Source organism: Pseudomonas sp. LW8, assembly GCF_041956865.1.
Lineage (GTDB): Bacteria > Pseudomonadota > Gammaproteobacteria > Pseudomonadales > Pseudomonadaceae > Aquipseudomonas > Aquipseudomonas siliginis.
The window spans coordinates 1,741,733-1,759,258 of sequence record NZ_CP168138.1 but is presented as its reverse complement, the minus strand read 5'-3'; the positions used below and the strand labels follow the sequence as shown (position 1 = coordinate 1,759,258).

General features: G+C 59.6%; 19 protein-coding genes. 3 read left to right on the top strand and 16 right to left on the bottom strand.

Going from position 1 to position 17,526, the window contains the following annotated elements:
• Positions 1-64: 64 nt before the first annotated feature.
• From AB9L16_RS08015 to AB9L16_RS07970, 10 genes are all read right to left on the bottom strand, one after another.
• On the bottom strand, positions 65-868 hold the full coding sequence (locus AB9L16_RS08015; RefSeq protein WP_056784068.1) for a transglutaminase family protein: 804 nt from the start codon (positions 866-868) through the stop codon (positions 65-67).
• Positions 865-1,815, bottom strand: coding sequence for an alpha-E domain-containing protein (locus AB9L16_RS08010; protein WP_375123330.1), 951 nt, complete (start codon positions 1,813-1,815; stop codon positions 865-867). Before AB9L16_RS08010 ends, AB9L16_RS08015 begins: the two co-directional genes overlap by 4 nt.
• A gap of 12 nt (positions 1,816-1,827) precedes the next feature.
• Positions 1,828-3,237 carry a circularly permuted type 2 ATP-grasp protein gene (locus AB9L16_RS08005; RefSeq protein ID WP_041479359.1) on the bottom strand — a complete coding sequence of 470 codons (1,410 nt, stop codon included), beginning with the start codon at positions 3,235-3,237 and terminating at the stop codon, positions 1,828-1,830.
• A 477-nt stretch (positions 3,238-3,714) separates the two neighbouring features.
• Positions 3,715-4,062 (bottom strand): ribonuclease E inhibitor RraB, encoded by a 348-nt coding sequence (locus AB9L16_RS08000; protein ID WP_003223226.1) that lies wholly within the window; start codon positions 4,060-4,062, stop codon positions 3,715-3,717.
• Between the two features lie 209 nt (positions 4,063-4,271).
• Positions 4,272-4,505, bottom strand: a complete 234-nt coding sequence (locus tag AB9L16_RS07995; protein WP_236169486.1) for a hypothetical protein — start codon at positions 4,503-4,505, stop codon at positions 4,272-4,274.
• Positions 4,506-4,793: 288 nt separating this feature from the next.
• A complete protein-coding gene (gene speE, locus AB9L16_RS07990) occupies positions 4,794-5,669 on the bottom strand; it encodes a polyamine aminopropyltransferase (protein ID WP_016773785.1) in 876 nt (291 codons plus the stop codon).
• A 241-nt stretch (positions 5,670-5,910) separates the two neighbouring features.
• Positions 5,911-6,102 carry a PLDc N-terminal domain-containing protein gene (locus AB9L16_RS07985; protein WP_016773784.1) on the bottom strand — a complete coding sequence of 64 codons (192 nt, stop codon included), beginning with the start codon at positions 6,100-6,102 and terminating at the stop codon, positions 5,911-5,913.
• 71 nt (positions 6,103-6,173) lie between these two features.
• Positions 6,174-6,704 (bottom strand): hypothetical protein, encoded by a 531-nt coding sequence (locus tag AB9L16_RS07980; RefSeq protein WP_056784060.1) that lies wholly within the window; start codon positions 6,702-6,704, stop codon positions 6,174-6,176.
• Between the two features lie 158 nt (positions 6,705-6,862).
• The gene (locus tag AB9L16_RS07975) at positions 6,863-7,381 is read right to left on the bottom strand and encodes an ankyrin repeat domain-containing protein (protein WP_150741359.1); all 519 of its coding nucleotides are present in this window, start codon (positions 7,379-7,381) and stop codon (positions 6,863-6,865) included.
• A 95-nt stretch (positions 7,382-7,476) separates the two neighbouring features.
• Positions 7,477-9,315, bottom strand: a complete 1,839-nt coding sequence (locus AB9L16_RS07970; RefSeq protein ID WP_375123329.1) for a long-chain-acyl-CoA synthetase — start codon at positions 9,313-9,315, stop codon at positions 7,477-7,479.
• 385 nt (positions 9,316-9,700) lie between these two features.
• Here AB9L16_RS07970 and AB9L16_RS07965 point away from each other — a divergent pair, with 385 nt between their 5' ends.
• Positions 9,701-9,979 carry a DUF3509 domain-containing protein gene (locus AB9L16_RS07965; protein WP_016773780.1) on the top strand — a complete coding sequence of 93 codons (279 nt, stop codon included), beginning with the start codon at positions 9,701-9,703 and terminating at the stop codon, positions 9,977-9,979.
• 174 nt (positions 9,980-10,153) lie between these two features.
• Here AB9L16_RS07965 and mtnC read toward each other — a convergent pair whose 3' ends face one another.
• The 5 genes from mtnC to aroC form a co-directional block, all read right to left on the bottom strand.
• Positions 10,154-10,837, bottom strand: a complete 684-nt coding sequence (mtnC, locus tag AB9L16_RS07960; protein ID WP_375123328.1) for an acireductone synthase — start codon at positions 10,835-10,837, stop codon at positions 10,154-10,156.
• 4 nt (positions 10,838-10,841) lie between these two features.
• Positions 10,842-11,387, bottom strand: coding sequence for an acireductone dioxygenase (locus AB9L16_RS07955; protein WP_038861971.1), 546 nt, complete (start codon positions 11,385-11,387; stop codon positions 10,842-10,844).
• Between the two features lie 92 nt (positions 11,388-11,479).
• Positions 11,480-12,106, bottom strand: a complete 627-nt coding sequence (locus AB9L16_RS07950; protein WP_323621567.1) for a methylthioribulose 1-phosphate dehydratase — start codon at positions 12,104-12,106, stop codon at positions 11,480-11,482.
• Positions 12,103-13,248, bottom strand: a complete 1,146-nt coding sequence (locus AB9L16_RS07945) for an MFS transporter (protein WP_375123327.1) — start codon at positions 13,246-13,248, stop codon at positions 12,103-12,105. The genes AB9L16_RS07950 and AB9L16_RS07945 overlap by 4 nt, the downstream gene beginning before the upstream one ends.
• Before the next feature lie 34 nt (positions 13,249-13,282).
• Complete coding sequence (gene aroC, locus AB9L16_RS07940; protein ID WP_024012223.1) at positions 13,283-14,374, bottom strand: chorismate synthase; 1,092 nt, start codon at positions 14,372-14,374, stop codon at positions 13,283-13,285.
• Between the two features lie 130 nt (positions 14,375-14,504).
• On the opposite strand from aroC, the gene AB9L16_RS07935 reads away from it, so the two are divergent.
• Together AB9L16_RS07935 and AB9L16_RS07930 are read left to right on the top strand one after the other, a co-directional pair.
• On the top strand, positions 14,505-15,458 hold the full coding sequence (locus AB9L16_RS07935; protein WP_056786766.1) for an alpha/beta hydrolase: 954 nt from the start codon (positions 14,505-14,507) through the stop codon (positions 15,456-15,458).
• A 99-nt stretch (positions 15,459-15,557) separates the two neighbouring features.
• Positions 15,558-16,349: a hypothetical protein gene (locus tag AB9L16_RS07930; protein WP_056784049.1), complete on the top strand. Its 792-nt coding sequence runs from the start codon at positions 15,558-15,560 to the stop codon at positions 16,347-16,349.
• A gap of 134 nt (positions 16,350-16,483) precedes the next feature.
• Here AB9L16_RS07930 and prmB read toward each other — a convergent pair whose 3' ends face one another.
• On the bottom strand, positions 16,484-17,392 hold the full coding sequence (gene prmB / locus AB9L16_RS07925; RefSeq protein WP_016773773.1) for a 50S ribosomal protein L3 N(5)-glutamine methyltransferase: 909 nt from the start codon (positions 17,390-17,392) through the stop codon (positions 16,484-16,486).
• Positions 17,393-17,526 lie beyond the last annotated feature (134 nt).

Below are 17,526 nucleotides of genomic sequence, written 5' to 3'. Positions count from 1 at the left end.
TGGCTGGCTGATGAACCGCTTTCGCGAGCAGGCTCGCTCCCACATGATTTTTGCGTGCGTCGAGCTATTGCTGCTGCACGGAAATAACCGGCGTCGGCGAGACGAACACCTTCGCATGCATCTGCTCGCAGCCACCGCCCCGGCGCATGCCACGGACCGGGCAGGCATCGAGATAATCCAGGCCCACCGCCAGCTTCAGGTGTCGCTCCGGGCGCGCCAGCTGGTTGGTCACGTCGAAGCTGTACCAAGCGTCATCCAGCCACGCTTCCGCCCAGGCATGACTGGCGAGATGCTCGCAATCTTCGCTGTACAGATAACCCGACACGTAACGCGACGGCACGCCGAGACTGCGCGCGCAGGCTAGAAAGGCGTGGGCATGATCCTGACAGACCCCGGCCCGACCGGCGAAAGCTTCGGCGGCGCTGGTGTCGACTTCGGTGGAGCCCGGCGTGTAGCTCATGTGCTGATTCAGACCGTGCATCAAGTCGATCAGCGCGGTGCGATCACGCCGTTGCTTGCAGTTCTTCGCGGCAAACTCGCGCAAGGCTTCGTCGGCTTCGGTCAGGCGCGTGAAGCGCAGGAACGGCAGCGCCGACTGGCTCTCATGTTCGGCCTCGCGCAATTCGTCGATATCGACCTGACCCCGGGCGCCAATGATGATCGCTTCGTGGGGCTCGTCCATGGTCAGCACATGCAGGATGTTGCCAAACGGATCGAGCTGCGCACGCACCGGACGCGGCAGGTCGAGTTGCCAACTGAGGACATGCTGACGCTCGCTGTCGTGGGGTGTCAGGCGCAGGTACTGGATGCTCGCGCGCACCTGATCTTCGTAGTGATAGGTGGTCTCGTGGCTTATGGAAAGTCTCATGCAGCCTCCAGATAGGAACTGTGAATGGCGTTGCCCAACTGGCGCACCAGCGGGATGAATTCGGTCAGCCAGGCGTGCAGGCCTTCTTCGAGAATTTCGTTGATGCCGGTGTAACGCAGGCGCGCGTCCATTTCCGCCGCCAGGCGTTGTGCCGGGCGGCCGTTGGCGCCGGGCAGTTGCGCGAGGATCTGGTCAATCTCTTCTGTACAGGCACGCAGCGAACGCGGCACATCGGCGCGCAACAGCAGCAATTCGGCGACATGCCGGGCGCCGGGCGCGTCGCGGTAGATTTCGGTGTAGGCCTCGAATGAGGACAAGGCGCGCAGCAGCGCACTCCATTGGTAATAGGCGTGCGCCGTGCCGTCGCTGACTGCTTCGGCCTGATCGCCGGCCATTTCGTAACGGGCATCAAGCAGGCGCAGCGTGTTGTCCGCGCGCTCGATAAACGTGCCCAGACGAATAAAGCGAAACGCGTCGTTGCGCATGATCGTGCCGTAAGAGGCGCCGCGAAACAGGTGCGAACGCTCCTTGATCCATTCGCAGAAACGGCTCATGCCATAACGACTCAGGCCCTGCTCGGCGATGCCACGAATTTCCAGCCAGGTCGCGTTGATGTTTTCCCACATGTCCGCAGTGATTCGCCCGCGCACGGCATGGGCACTGGCCCGCGCTGCAAAAAGGCAGCTGTAGATACTGGCCGGGTTGGCCGCATCCAGTGCGAAGAAATGCAGCAGGCGCTCTGCGTGCAGGTCGCCGTGGCGTTCAAGGTAATCGTCCAAGGTGCCGGTGATCAGCAACGGCATGGCGAGTTCGTGCAGACCGTCGCCGCGCCCGTCCTGCGGCATCAGCGACAGCGAATAACTGATGTCGAGCATGCGCGCGAGATTCTCCGCACGCTCCAGGTAACGCGACATCCAGTACAGATCCGAGGCAGTTCTACTTAACATGGCAAGCTTCCTTCAATCCTCGACTACCCAGGTGTCCTTGGTCCCGCCGCCCTGGGAGGAGTTCACCACCAGGGAGCCTTCACGCAACGCGACACGGGTCAAACCGCCAGGCACCACACGGGTTTCGCGGCCGGACAGCACGAACGGACGCAAGTCGATATGGCGCGGCGCGATGCCGTTTTCGACAAAGGTCGGACAGGTCGACAGCGACAGCGTCGGCTGCGCAATGTAGGCATGGGGTTTGGCTTTGATGCGCTCGCGAAAGGCATCGATTTCCGCCGTCGTCGCGGCCGGTCCGACCAGCATCCCGTAACCGCCGGAGCCCTGGGTTTCCTTGACGACCAAATCCGCAAGATTGGCCAACACGTGGGACAGTTCGGACGGGTTGCGGCATTGCCAGGTCGGCACGTTTTTCAGAATCGGTTCTTCGTCGAGGTAGAAACGGATCATGTCGGTGACAAACGGGTACACCGATTTATCGTCGGCCACACCGGTGCCGATGGCGTTGGCCAGCACCACGTTGCCGGAGCGATAGGACGACAGCAGCCCCGGCACACCGAGCATCGAGTCCGGGTTGAATGCCAGAGGATCGAGGAAGGCATCGTCGAGGCGGCGATAGATCACGTCGACCGCTTTCGGGCCATCGGTGGTGCGCATGAACACCTTGTCGTCACGCACGAACAGATCTGCGCCTTCCACCAGTTCAACGCCCATTTCCCGCGCCAGAAACGCATGTTCGAAGAACGCGCTGTTGAAGCGTCCCGGCGTCAGCACCACCACGCTGGGATTGTCGATCGGGCTCGAGCTTTTGAGAGTGTCGAGCAGCAGATTGGGATAGTGATCGATCGGGGCAATGCGCTGGGCGGCGAACAGTTCGGGGAACAGGCGCATCATCATCTTGCGGTCTTCGAGCATGTAGCTGACGCCACTGGGTGTGCGCAGGTTGTCTTCGAGAACGTAATAAGTGCCATCGCCATCGCGCACCAGATCGACGCCGGAGATGTGCGAATAGATATCGCGGTGCAGATCCAGACCTTGCATCGCCAATTGGTATTGCTCGTTGGCCAGCACCTGTTCGGCGGGAATAATCCCGGCCTTGATGATGCGCTGCTCGTGGTAGAGGTCGGCGAGAAACATATTCAACGCCTTGACCCGCTGGATGCAGCCGCGCTCGACAATCCGCCATTCACTGGCCGGAATGCTGCGGGGAATGGTGTCGAACGGAATCAGGCGCTCGGTGCCCTGCTCGTCGCCATAGAGCGTGAAGGTGATCCCGGCCCGGTGAAACAACAGATCGGCCTCGCGGCGGCGCTGCGCGAGCAGCTCGTCGGGCGTCTCGGCCAGCCAGCGGGCAAATTCCCGGTAATGCGGGCGGACCAGGCCGCCGGCATCGTACATCTCGTCAAAATAGGTGCGGATCATGCCGTACTCCTTGTCACTCCGGACATACAGGCCTTCGCAAGGCCCGTGCCATCGGCATAAACGCTTTGATTTCAATCGGTTGTAGATCCACGCCGAACGCTGCGCACCATTCCTGTGCGGCAAATGCCCCGGCCCGATTGCCCCCGCTTCATTGCGACGCACTGCATCGCCTATCACCAGCATAGTCAGAGTTGATTTCACTGCCCGGCCGCGACTGCGGATAATCCGCGCATTCGCTGCAAAACTTCCCCGGCAAGCCGCCGCGAAGTAGACAGCTCAACTGATCTGAACTGCCTTGGCAGCCCCGTCCCGACGGGACTTTATTGCATACGCGTCTTCCCTTTTAGCCACCCTCTCCGGTGGCTTTTTTTTGCCCTGGATTCTTGTTTCAGGGTTTTGCCACTGCGATGTGCAGAAGCCAGAAACGACAACGGCCGACCCGAAGGTCAGCCGTTGCCCGACAAACAATGCGCAATATCAATTCAACCGGTAACGATTGCGCACCTCCTGCTTCACGCCCCAACCCTCGATAATGCCGCCCAGCGGTTCGACCACGGCAGAAAAGCCTTGCTCGAAATCGCCGATGTCGTCATAGGTTGCGTACATCACTTTGCTCAATTCCAGCGACCAGGCGCCGTCGTCGCGCGCACTGACCTGGGCATTGATGGATTCACCGCGAAATTTGCCTGCTGCCCTGCGCGCCCGCTCCTCGTCCGGGAAAATCGCGTAGAACTCGATGGGATGGAACCGGGAAAAATCGAAGCCGCCTTCTTTCATGCGGCGCAGAACGTTGCTGCTGATGTCTTCTTGATAGGCTGTGCTCATGAATCGTCCCCCTCGATTGATGGATAGACTTTCCGTATTCCCGCCCCGGGCCTTTTGGCCTAAGTACTACGGCAACGTGGTTGCGCGCGGGAAACAAGCATGTAGCTGACAAGACCAGACCTTAGCGATCCATTCGCTGATCTCGCTTGCAGAGTAGCCCCAAGAGAGCGCCGCTGCCAAGGCCTGGTTTACGAGATGACAGGAAGTGTTCAGACAGGGGTGATGCTGAGGATTTCGATGCCGTTCTGGGTCTTGAGGTTTTTCACCCCGGCATCGGCGGTGCGCCCTTCCAGATCGTTGAGATCCAGCTGGGCGGCGACCGGAAGAAGCCGCTCCTTGATCAGCCGCGCGGCTTCATCATCGGACGGGCATTCCTCACGTTCGAAGACTTCATCAACAATTTCGCCGTGATCATCCACGAAAGTGACTTTCCACTTTTGCATCAGTGCCTCCTCGATCAACCCGTAAATGGGCTTACCTCTATCTCGACTTTTTTCCGCGATAGTTGGTTCAAAAGGATTACAGCCGCCAACGGTGAAAATAACCATCCGATCGATAGGGCGGACTCTGTGGCGAGGGGATTTATCCCCGTTCGGCTGCGCAGCAGTCGTAATGCCGTCCATTGCGGTTTAACGGAGACACCGCGCAGGCCGGTTCACGGATGCTGCGCATCCCAACGGGGATAGATCCCCTCGCCACAAAAGCTCCCTTGCAGAGCGACTTCAGAGTGATCAGTCGTTGCTTGGCTTGTTGACCGCTTGCAGCACGTATTGCGGCAAGGCGAACGCGCCGATGTGGATTTCCGGATTGTAGTAACGGGTGACGATGCCGCTGCCGATGAAGCGCTGTTGCAGGGTTTCACGGCTGAGCTTGCGGTAGGCCGGGTTGGTCGAGCCCCAGGCGAAGGTCATCGAGCCGCCGATGTAGGTCGGCACGGCGGCCTGGTAGAAGTGCCAGTCCGGGAACAGGCTGCGCAGGCGACCGGCGGTGGTTTTGACTTCGTCGATTTGCATGAACGGCGTGCCGTTCTGAGTCACGAGGATGCCGCCTTCGTTCAGGCAGCGGTGGCACGCCTGGTAGAAGTTCTCCGAGAACAGCACTTCGCCCGGGCCGATCGGGTCGGTGGAGTCGGAGATGATCACGTCGAATTTTTCAGTGGTGGTGGCGACGAAACGCATGCCGTCATCGATCACCAGGTTCAGGCGCGGATCATCGTAGGCACCGGCGGAATGGTTCGGCAGGAATTCCTTGCACATGTCGACCACGGTGCCGTCGATTTCGACCATGGTGATGTGTTCGACGCCGGCGTGCTTGGTCACTTCGCGCAACATGCCGCCGTCACCGCCGCCAATGATCAGCACGCGCTTGGCGGTGCCGTGGGCAAGGATCGGCACGTGGGTGAGCATTTCGTGGTAGATGAATTCGTCGGCTTCGGTGGTCTGGATCACGCCGTCCAGCGCCATCACCCGGCCCATGCGCGGGTTCTGGAAGATCACCAGATGCTGGTGTTCGGTGCGCACTTCGTGCAGCAGTTTTTCCATGCGAAAACGCTGGCCGTAGCCTTCGTAGAGGGTTTCCAGGTACTCGCTGGTCTTGGTAACGGTCATGGTCAAGTGCTCCGATAAATGCGCGGGCGCCATCGTGGGGACGATTGCCCGGGAAAGGCGCGCATTCTACGTTGCCGAAGATGACAGGTCGAACCTCCGGTTGTTTTTTACCAGCGCAAACCACTGTGGGAGCGAGCCTGCTCGCGAAAGCGGAGTATCAGTTGCCGGTGATGGCGACTGACACAACGTCTTCGCGAGCAGGCTCGCTCCCACAGGGATGACCGTGTGATCGAAAATCAGCTCAGATCCGGACGTTACCCCGTGGCCCGGCAATAGCCCAGATGATCAGGCCCAGCACCGGCAGGAGGATAATCAGCAACACCCAGACGATTTTCATCCCGGTGGAGGCGCCGCTTTTGAGCACATTGATGATGGCCCAGATATCGAGGGCAAGGATGATCAGGCCAATCAGACCGTTGAACGTGGAACCCATGGTGTCGCTCCAGAATAGTGGCATGCACTTTTAGGATAGACGGTCGCGCGCAGGGTTCCCTTTTATTGCGTTCAGACGTGAACAGCGACCTTCAAGGCTTCCAGTGCCGGCGCAGCGGCGATGCCGACCTCGGCGCACAACTCCAGCACGCGGGGCACGTCGTTGCCGTAGACCAGGACCATTTGCAATTCATCGTCGAGCAACTGGCTGAAGTTCATCAACGTGTAACCGCCGTTTTCCTTGTTCAGGCTGCTCATCTGCACCTGGATGCGGTTGAGTGCGGTCAGTGCTTCGGTCTTGGCCAGTTGTTTGGGCTTGAGGTTGAAATCCACGCCGGGGCCAAACGAAGCAACGATTTGTGCGAACAGATCGACATAGGTATCGGCCTGGAACAGCACAGTTTCCGGCAGGCTGCCGACCACTACCCACTCACCCAGCGGGATCGGGAATGTGTCGTCGTAGTTGATGTCCGGATTGGCGGCCAGAAAAGCATTGGCATCGGCGTAGGCCTGCGCGGCTTCGTCGGCCACTTTCAGGATCTCGTCCTCGCCCATGCAGCCGGAGCTGATTTTGCTGATGAGTTCGACGAGTGCGGCTTTCATGAGGGCGGATCCTGTAGTGACAGTAGAATTTCGGGCGCGAAGAATAGCGCAGAAAAGCAAAAGATCGCAGCCTTCGGCAGCTCCTACAGGTCCTGCGTTCACTTGGCGAACGCATCAAGTGTAGGAGCTGCCGCAGGCTGCGATTTTTTGATCGTTTATCAGGCCAACAACTTTTCCAGCTGCGCAGTGGTATCGACTGCACCCATGGTCCGCGCCGCATCCAGCGCGGTCACGCCATTGGCGTCCTTGGCTCTCGGGTCAGCACCCTGGCCGATCAGGTAATCGACGATTTCAACGCGGTTGAACATCGCCGCCATCATCAGCGCCGTGCGGCCGTCGAAGGAAGAACCTTCAATCTCGGCGCCCGCCTCGACCAGCGCCTTGACCACCGCCAGATCGCCTTTGAACGCAGCGCCGGCAATCGGGCTCTGGCCGTTGCCATTACGCATTTCCGGATCGGCTTTGTGTTTGAGCAGAACCTTCACCGCATCAACATGGCCGTAGTAGCTGGCGAGCATCAACAGGGTGTCGCCCTTGCTGTTTTTCAGGTTCACCGGCAGTCCGGCGGAGACAAGGCGATCAAGCATCTCGGCATCACCGTCGCGCGCCTTGTTGAAAACCTGCTCGGTGAATTCGGCAGCTTCCTCAGGGGTCATCTGGCGGCTTTGGTCAGACATGTGGCACTCCATTTCGGTCTATCGGAAAGCCGACAGTTTCCCGAGCGCGACGGTGCCTGTCACTCGGTTTTTTCCGAGCGTCCCGATAGCCACGCTCAATACCGATGTTTGCCTTGTTGAATTTCAGCGAGGATTTGCTCACTGACATGCACGTAAGTTTCGCTGCCGGGCAACCAGGCGAAGATCGGATCATCGCCCGTAAGCCCGGGGTCAAAGCCTTCCGTTTTCAGGCGAGTCTTCTGGTATTTGAAGGTCCCGGTGGTTTCCATTTTCACTTTCACCCGCAGGAACAACGGCACGGCATAAGCCGGCATACGTTGCCGGACGAAACTCAGCAATTCAGCGAAATCCAGCGTGGCCAAGGATTCCGCAGGAGTGATGGCGGCCATTCCGGCGCGCCCGTTGGTGTTGGGGATTTCGACACCGTAGGCCACAGCTTCAGCAATCAATGGATGTTGCAGCAACAGGTTTTCGACTTCGGTGGTCGACACGTTTTCACCCTTCCAGCGATACGTATCGCCGAGGCGATCAACAAATTGAGCATGGCCGAAACCGATGTTGCGCAGCAGGTCGCCGGTGTTGAAAAAGCGATCGCCCTTGTTGAACACATCGTGGAGGACGACGCGCGCGGTTTTCTGCGGATCGGTGTAACCGTCCAGCGGCGCTTTGTCGTCGATCCGCGCCAGCAGCAGGCCTTGCTCGCCCTTGCCGACCTTGCGCATGAAACCATCTTCGCCGCGCAACGGTTCGCCACTGTCATGGTCGTAAGCGACCAGTTCCCAGGCCATCAGCGAAAACCCGACGGTGTTGTCGAAATTGAGGATGTTGGTGAAACCGATGTTGCCGTCGCTGGCCGCGTACAGCTCACAGATATGCTCCACCGCAAAACGTGATTTGAACTCGGCCCAAGCACCAGGACGCAGGCCATTGCCGATCATCTTGCGCACATCGTGACGGCTGTCATCGACGCTGACCGGTTGCTCGACCAGGTAGCGGCACAATTCGCCAACATAGCCGATGGTGGTCGCGCGATAGCGGCGCACATCATTCCAGAACTGGCTGGCGCTGAATTTGCGGCGGATGGCGAAACCCGAGGCGCCGTTGATCGCCGATCCCCAACACACGCACAGACCTGTGGCGTGATACAGCGGCAAGGTGCAGTAAACGACATCATCCGGGCGCATATCGAGGGCGATCATGCCGAAGCTCGCCGAACTGCGCATCCACCGTCCGTGCTTGAAAACCCCGGCCTTGGGCAGACCGGTGGTGCCGGAGGTGTAGATGTAGAAACACGGATCGTCGAAGAATACTTGCGCGCTGCTCGGCGGGTTATCGCTGCTGGCGTCAGCACTGGCGCTGATCAGATTGACGTAATCCTCGGGCGCGATGCCCGGGTGGCTGTATGTGTCCTGATCAGCGACAAACCAGGTGCGGGGCGCTGCGATCGCTACCTGATCACGCACGCCGGCATAGGCAGCGGTCAGTTCTTCCCCGACCACGATGGCCGCAGGCGCAACCAGATTGATGCTGTGAACAAGCGTGTCGCGCATCAATGAGGTGTTGAGCAGCGCACTGACCGCGCCGAGCTTGGCCAGCGCCAGGATTGTCACCAGTAATTCCGCACGGTTCTCGATGAACACCGCGACCACATCGCCTTTGCCGATACCTTGCTCGCTCAGATAATGCGCAATGCGATTGGCCCACTGGTTGACCTGTGTGTAGGTCAACGCCACGTCGCCCTGCAATAACGCCACACCATCGGGATTGCGCAGCGTCGCCTGCTCGAACGTCCAGCCCAGGCCACACGTTTGGGTCGGATCCGTAACGTTGGCCACTTTCATGCCTTTGACCACCCGGGGGATGGCCTTGGCGATTATCGGCAGTTTGCGGAGCATCATGCCCCAGGTAATCGTGTCGCTTGGTGCGTGACGCATGAAAGCTCCCCGTTCGATCTTGACGTGCAGACCGCTGTTCTTGTTATCGGGTAATGACTGCGACCGACGCGTTTACATCGTGGGTCGAGAAGGAAAGTACGTCAGTGCTCGCGGGGCTGTACACGCGGTTTTTGCAATGATTTGTATCCCGCCGCGCCTACGGGGAAGAGCGGATTCTGGTACGGACGTTTGGTTCCGTTGTACGGAGAAAAATCACGCAAAATGCAGGATGCACGATGGCCATTCATGCAGATTGCACGACGCCTGCAAAATGCAATGTCTTCAACTTGTTGATTTAAAAGGGATTTTATTCGAAGCAATGCTGGCACAAACGCTGCAACTACCTCCGCATGCTTGCCATTCAAGTACATACGGAGCTGATGACATGAGCCTGATTCAAGAAAAATTTACATCGCTGTTCTCCAACTACGAAGTCAGCACTGCCCCGCGTCCTGACGGTGGCATCCTGCTCACTCTGCGTAGCAGCGACGGCAAAGTCTTCAAACGCGCCCTCTCGTATCAGCAACTGCATGCCGGTGACCAACTGTCGTGGGCGATCAGCGCGATCCGCCGCGACCTGGCCGAACAAGCCAGCGAGCTGCCGCAAATTGCGATGCTGCAGAGCCAGCAGCGTTTTGCTCTGCCGACCTATCACTCGCTGTAATTGGCTTTAAACAAAAACAGGCCGTGGAGCATGCGCTTCACGGCCTGTTTTTTGTGCGCATGATTTTTGTAGGAGCTGCGATACGCTGCGATGTTTTGATCTTGATTTCATGCCTAAATCGAAAGATCGCAGCCTCGTTTCACTCGACAGCTCCTACAGGGATTTGTGTAATGGTCAGAACGCTTCCGGTTCGATCCCGGTAAAGCTGTCCACCGTCACGTGTCCTGCCAACTCTCCGCCTTCACGCGCCAGGCCACAGGTTTTCATGCCGGCTGACTGGGCAGCGTCGAGCTCTTCGACGATGTCCGACAAGAACAGGATTTCATCGGCTTCAACACCCACTGCCTGCTGAATGTTGCGGTAGGACTGCGCCTCACGCTTCGGCCCTGATGTGGTGTCGAAATAGCCGCTGAACAGCGGTGTCAGATCTCCCGCCTCGGAGCAACCGAAGATCAGCTTCTGCGCCTGGATCGAGCCGGACGAGTAAACAAACAGTTGATAACCGGCCGCATGCCAACGTTGCAGCGCTTCAACGGCATCAGGATAGACATGCCCCTTCAACTGCCCGGCCTGATAGCCCTGCGCCCAGACCATGCCTTGCAACGCCTTGAGCGTCGTGGCTTTGCGGTCTTCAGCGATCCAGCTCAAGAGGATTTCAACAACCCGTTCAACATCGGCCTGCGGCTCATTGCTGTCTCGGCGCACGGCGTCAAGCTGTTCGGCGACATCGGCACGCGATGCGGTCTGGCGCACAAAGTCGGGCAAGTGTTCGGCGGCGTAGGGAAACAGTACGTCGAAGACGAAACTCACCGCGCTGGTGGTGCCTTCGATGTCGGTGAGGATGGCTTTGATCGACACGGTTTCAGTCCTCCAGACGCGGGAAACGACCGGCGATGTCTTCGCCGGTGAAATTGGCAACCCAGCCTTCCGGGTTGTTGAACAGACGAATCGCTACGAAATGCGGATGCTCGCCCATGTCGAACCAGTGCTTGGTGCCGGCGGGAACCGAGATCAGATCATTTTTCTCGCAAAGCACGGCATAGACGTAATCGTCGATATGCAGGGTAAACAAGCCACGACCGGCGACGAAAAATCGCACTTCGTCTTCGCCATGGCGGTGCTCTTCGAGGAACTTGGCGCGCAGCTCGGCTTTTTGCGGATGATCACTGTTGAGGCTGATCACATCGACCGTAATGTAACCGCGCTCAGTCATCAGTTTGTCGATCTGCTCTTTATAAGCGCTGATGACCTCTTCCTGACTGGCGCCGGGCTGAATCTTCGCGGCGGCCTGCCAGCGGTCGAAACGCACGCCCTGCTCGGCCAGCGTCGAGGCGATATCTTCGAAATGGGTCAGCACCTTATTGGGAATCTCAGGGCTGGAAACGTGATAAACGGACAGGCTGCTCATGGGCAATTCCTCGGTAGCGGCGGCGCCGTCCGGCTCTTGAAGACCGGTCGGGCGCCGCATGGCATCAGGCAAACAGGCTGTTTCAGATGAACTCAGCCTTGGCGGTTCATGACGCTGCGGGTTTTCAACTCGCATTCAAACAGGAATTCAAAAGCCTCGATCTGCCGCAGCGCGTCGCTCATCTGCGCGCCCCATGTGTAGAGACCATGGCCGCGAATCAGATAACCGACGCAATCGGGATGGGCGTCGAGCCAAGGCTGCACCTTGGCGGCGAGGCGCGCAATGTCCTGATCGTTGTCGAAAATCGGCACACGCACCCGTGATTCATGGGTGGAAATACCGCTGAAGGCTTTTTGCAGTTCGTAGTCTTCGAACTCGATGAAATCTTCCGGGGTCAGCCGCGACAGCACCGTGGCGTTCACCGAGTGGGTGTGCAACACCGCGCCGATTTCCGCGCGCCAACTGTAGAGCTGGGTGTGCAACAAGGTTTCGGCGGAGGGTTGCTTGCCCGGCTCCAGGCTATTGCCGGACAGATCGGTAGCGAGCACGTCATCCACACCCAACTGGCCCTTGTGCTTGCCCGATACGGTCAACAGCGCTTCGCTCGGCGACAGGCGTGTCGAATAGTTGCTGCTGGTAGCTGGCGACCAGCCACGGCCATATAGAAAACGCCCGGCGTCAACGATCTGCTGGGCGAGCTGTTCACGACTAAGGCTCATGGCCTGTCCTCTTGCATACATGTGGCAATGATAACGGCAGCGGCAAGCGCTGCGAGACTGGCAATACTAAAGGTCAATGTTGCGCCGAGGGCATTCCAGCTGTAGCCGGAATACAGCGCGCCGAGCGCCCCGCCGGTGCCGGCCAGTGCCGCATACAGCGCCTGGCCCTGGCCTTGCTGGCGGGCGCCGAAACTACGTTGCACGAAAGCGATGGCAGCCGCATGAAAGCTGCCGAATGTCGCTGCATGCAACACCTGGGCAAACAACAACACCCAGAGAAACTCCGCAAACGAACCGAGCAGCACCCAACGCAACGCCGCCAGAAGGAAGCTCGCCAGCAGCACCCGGCGCAGGGAAAAGCGCGCCAGAATGCGACTCATGGCCATGAACATCAGCACTTCCGCCACCACACCCACGGCCCAGAGCATGCCGATGACGCCACGGCTGTAACCGAGGCGTTCAAGGTGCAAAGTCAGAAAGGTGTAATACGGCCCGTGGCTGACCTGCATCAGCGCGACGCAAGCATAAAACGCCAGCACGCCGGGATGACGCAATTGCTTGAGGAAGCCCTCACCCGTCGGCCGATTGCCTTGCGCGGGCTGCGCATTCGGCACCCACAGGCTGCTGAGAACGATACCGGCCATGATCAGCATCAGTGCCGCCGGGTAGATGTCCAGACTCAGCCATTCGAACAGCCGCCCCAGCACTACCACAGTGATGATGAAACCGATCGAGCCCCACAGGCGAATCTGGCTGTAACGCGAGGTCTGCCCCTGCAAATGCGCGAGGGTGATGACTTCGAACTGCGGCAGCACCGCGTGCCAGAAGAACGCATGCAGGGCCATGACCATCGCCAGCCAGGCGTAGGTCTGGCTGACGAGAATCAGCGAAAAGGTCAGCAACGTGCACACCGCACCGAAGCGCACGATGGCCAGACGCCTGCCGGTGTAATCGCCGAGCCAGCCCCAGATGTTCGGCGCCACGCAGCGCATCAGCATCGGAATCGCCACCAGCTCGCCGATGCGTGCGGCGCTGAAGCCGAGGTGATCGAAGTACAGCGCCAGAAATGGCGCTGTCGATCCGAGCAAGGCGAAATAGAACAGATAGAAACTGGACAACCGCCAGTAAGGAAGCGCCGCCACGCCGGTTATGCCGCGACGGCTTTGAGCGCGGCCATCAGAGCTGGCCCAGCACCGGCGTGCTCACGCGCACATCGGCGTTCTGCCCACGGTGGCGCAGCAGGTGATCCATCAGCACGATGGCCATCATCGCTTCGGCGATCGGCGTCGCGCGGATGCCGACGCATGGGTCGTGACGCCCCTTGGTGATCACATCGACCGGGTTGCCATTCACGTCGATCGAGCGGCCCGGGGTGGTGATGCTCGAGGTCGGTTTCAATGCCAGATGCGCAACGATTGGCTGGCCGGACGAGATACCGCCGAGGATGCCGCCGGCGTTGTTGCTGAGGAATCCTTCCGGCGTCAGTTCATCGCGGTGTTCGGTACCACGCTGGGCGACACAGGCGAACCCGGCGCCGATCTCCACGCCTTTGACCGCGTTGATGCTCATCAGCGCGTGGGCCAGTTCGGCGTCGAGGCGGTCGAAAATCGGTTCGCCAAGACCCGGCATCACGCCTTCGGCGACCACGGTGATCTTCGCCCCGACCGAGTCCTGATCGCGGCGCAACTGGTCCATGTACGCTTCCAGCTCCGGGACCTTGTCCGGGTCAGGACTGAAAAAGGCGTTTTCTTCGACCGAATCCCAGGTCTTGAACGGAATTTCGATCGGGCCGAGCTGGCTCATGTAACCGCGAATGACGATGCCCTGACTGGCCAGATACTTCTTGGCGATCGCACCGGCCGCCACGCGCATGGCGGTTTCCCGCGCGGAACTGCGGCCACCGCCGCGATAATCGCGTTCGCCGTATTTATGGTGATAGGTGTAGTCGGCGTGAGCCGGGCGGAACAGGTCCTTGATCGCCGAGTAGTCCTTGGACTTCTGGTCGGTATTGCGAATCAGCAGGCCGATCGAGCAACCGGTGGTGCGACCCTCGAACACGCCGGAGAGGATTTCGACTTCATCGGCTTCCTGGCGCTGGGTGGTGTGGCGGCTGGTGCCAGGCTTGCGGCGATCGAGGTCGCGCTGCAGATCTTCCAGGGAAATCTCCAGGCCCGGCGGGCAGCCGTCGACAATGGCGACCAACGCCGGACCATGGCTTTCGCCAGCGGTGGTGACAGTGAACAACTTGCCGTAGGTATTGCCGGACATGCAGGACGCTCCGTGAAATCAAACCCGAATTCTTGATGCGCGCCAGTATACGCAGGCTAACCGAGTAGTTCATCCTCGAACCTTAGTGGTGCTGGCGAGTCCAACCGGCACCTTGACCAATGATGGCGTGATGATGCTGCGAGTTCTGATCTTGAGTCTTACCCTCTTTACCGGCTTTGCCCAAGCGACAGTCCTACAGCGCCCGGTCACTCTGGACACCGGCAGCGGCGAACTTTTCGGTTCGCTGTTGCTGCCCAAGTCCGACAGCCCGGTGCCGATTGTTCTGATGATTTCTGGCTCAGGTCCTACAGATCGCGATGGAAACAACCCCGACGGCGGACGCAATGACAGCCTCAAGCGCTTGGCCTGGGTGCTGGCCAAACACAACATCGCCAGCGTGCGCTACGACAAGCGTGGCGTTGCGGCAAGCCTGGCGGCCGCTCCCGATGAACGTGATTTGTCTGTAGAAGGCTATGCGGCGGACGCCGTGGCGTGGGGGCAGAAGCTCAAGGCCGATCCGCGTTTCGGCAAACTGATTCTGCTCGGCCACAGCGAAGGCGCGCTGATTGCCAGCCTCGCCGCGCCGAAGCTGGACGCAGCGGCGGTGATCTCGCTGTCCGGCAGCGCGCGCCCGGTCGATCAGGTAATCCGCGAACAGTTGGCGCGCAGCCTGCCGCCGCCACTGATGCTGCGCAGCAACGAACTGCTCGACAGCCTCAAGGCCGGCCATACCGATGACAACGTGCCGCAGCCGTTGCAGGTGATCTTTCGCCCGAGCGTGCAGCCGTACCTGATTTCGCTGTTCCGTCAGGACCCGGCGCAGGCCTTTGCCCAGTTGAAAATGCCGGCGCTGATTGTCCAGGGCAGCAACGACATTCAGGTCGGCACCGAGGACGCGAAGCTGCTCAAGGCGGCGAAACCGGAAGCGCAACTGACGGTGATCGACGGTATGAATCACGTGCTGCGCATCGTCCACAACGACATGAAGCGGCAATTGGCCTCCTACAAGGACCCGAATTTGCCCCTGGCCGCCGAACTGGGCGCCGCCGTCATCGAATTTATTGACGGAATTCGTGCAAGTTAACTGCGTTTTACCCTCCAGCCTCACAGAAAACGGCCGATAAGCCTTTGTCGCCAGCGCAACGTCTGGCGGCAAGCAGGGCTTGGACAGGATCTCGCCGTTATGACTGAAACCCAGACTTCACCCGACACCAGCGCTGAAAAAGACGCATCGCCAGCGGTCGAACTGCCGTGGGCGGACGTTCAGGCCGAGCACCACAAGATGCTCCGCCTGGCGCCGCTGCAGACCGACCGCAATACCGGCGGCCGGCCGTTGCGCTTTGTCGAATTCGGTTACGCCGAGCGCAACAGCAAAGAGCGCAGCCTGATGCGCATGGCGATCAAGCTGCCCAACCAGCGCGTGCGCAAAGAGCAGAATCATCTGGATGTGTGGGTCGACCACGCGAGCAAACGGGTGAGCTTCGGTCCCGATAGCGGCTTGCAGATTGAACCGCTGAATCGCGGTATCGGCCGCTTCATGGCTGCGCAAGGCATCAATTGGGCGAAAAAACGCTGGCCCGGCTACACCGTCGACGGCATGGACCTGAACAACAAGGACGCGCTCAACGAAGACACTCGCTTGCGCCGCGACCATTTCCTGCGCGTGCACGGTTTCGATGTGGCTTACGCCGATGCCCAGCATTTGAAAGGCAGCATCAAGGCCGTGCAGGTCGGTGATCTGCTCGGTGACTGGAACAGCGAAAAGCTGCAGATCGTCGAAATTCTTGAAGCCGCGCAGATGCTCCAGCAGGCCGAACAGAACCTGGCCGAGCAGGAAGTGAAACTGAAGAAGCAGGAAGAAAAAGTCAGCAAGTTCAAGCGTGAAGACGCCGGGCTGCGTTTCACCATTACGTGCCTGGTGGCATTTGCGGTGTTTCAGGCGGGGTTGTTGATCTGGATTGCTACGCACCGCTGAGGGCTTGAGCGCGTACTGATCGTTCCCATGCTCTGCGTGGGAATGCAGCCCGGGACGCTCCGCGTCCCAAAAGCGGACGCAGAGCGTCCATTGATGCATTCCCACGCGGAGCGTGGGAACGATCTGTCACAACCTTAGACGCGGGAGGCGAACAGGGCCTGATGCGCGCGGCACTGCTCGGCTGTGAGCATGAACACGCCATGCCCACCACGCTGGAACTCCAGCCAGGCGAAATCGACTTCCGGGTACAACGCCTCGACGTGCACCTGGCTGTTGCCCACCTCGACAATCAACAAACCTTTCTCGGTCAGGTGATCCGCCGCTTCGGCGAGCATGCGCCGGACCAGATTCAGACCATCATCACCGCAGGCCAGACCGAGTTCAGGCTCGTGCTGATACTCGTCCGGCATGTCGGCGAAATCTTCCGCATCGACGTAGGGCGGGTTCGACACGATCAGGTCGAAACGCTGACCCGGCAAGCCATCGAAGCCATCACCCTGCACCGTGTAGACGCGCTCATCGACGCCATGGCGCTCGATGTTCTGATTGGCCACTTCCAGCGCCTCGAACGACAGGTCCGCGAGCACTACCTCGGCATTCTGGAATTCGTAAGCGCAAGCAATGCCGATGCAGCCGGAGCCAGTGCACAGGTCGAGAATCCGCGCCGGTTCGTTGCCGATCCATGGCGCAAAGCGGTTTTCGATCAGTTCACCAATCGGCGAACGCGGGATCAACACGCGCGGGTCGACGATGAACGACATGCCGCAGAACCACGCCTCGCCGAGCAGATAGGCGGTGGGAACGCGATCCTCGATGCGGCGCTTGAGCAAGCGCTGCAGATTCACCAGTTCGTCATCTTCCAGCGCGCAATCAAGATAGCTGTCGGCGATTTCCCAAGGCAGGTGCAAAGCGCCCAGCACCAGCTGGCGCGCCTCGTCCCAGGCGTTGTCGGTGCCATGACCGAAAAACAGATCCTCCCCATGGAAGCGGCTGACGGCCCAACGGATGTGGTCGCGCAGGGTACGAAGTCGGGAAGTGATCACGGCGTAGAACTCCAGAAAAAACGACTGGCGATTCTAGCAGCCAAAACGCGCGACGACGACGCAGGAAAAACCACGCGGTTCCGGTAGGAGTTTTCTTTTTTTTGCATCAGGCATTGAACGGAACGTGTAACTTG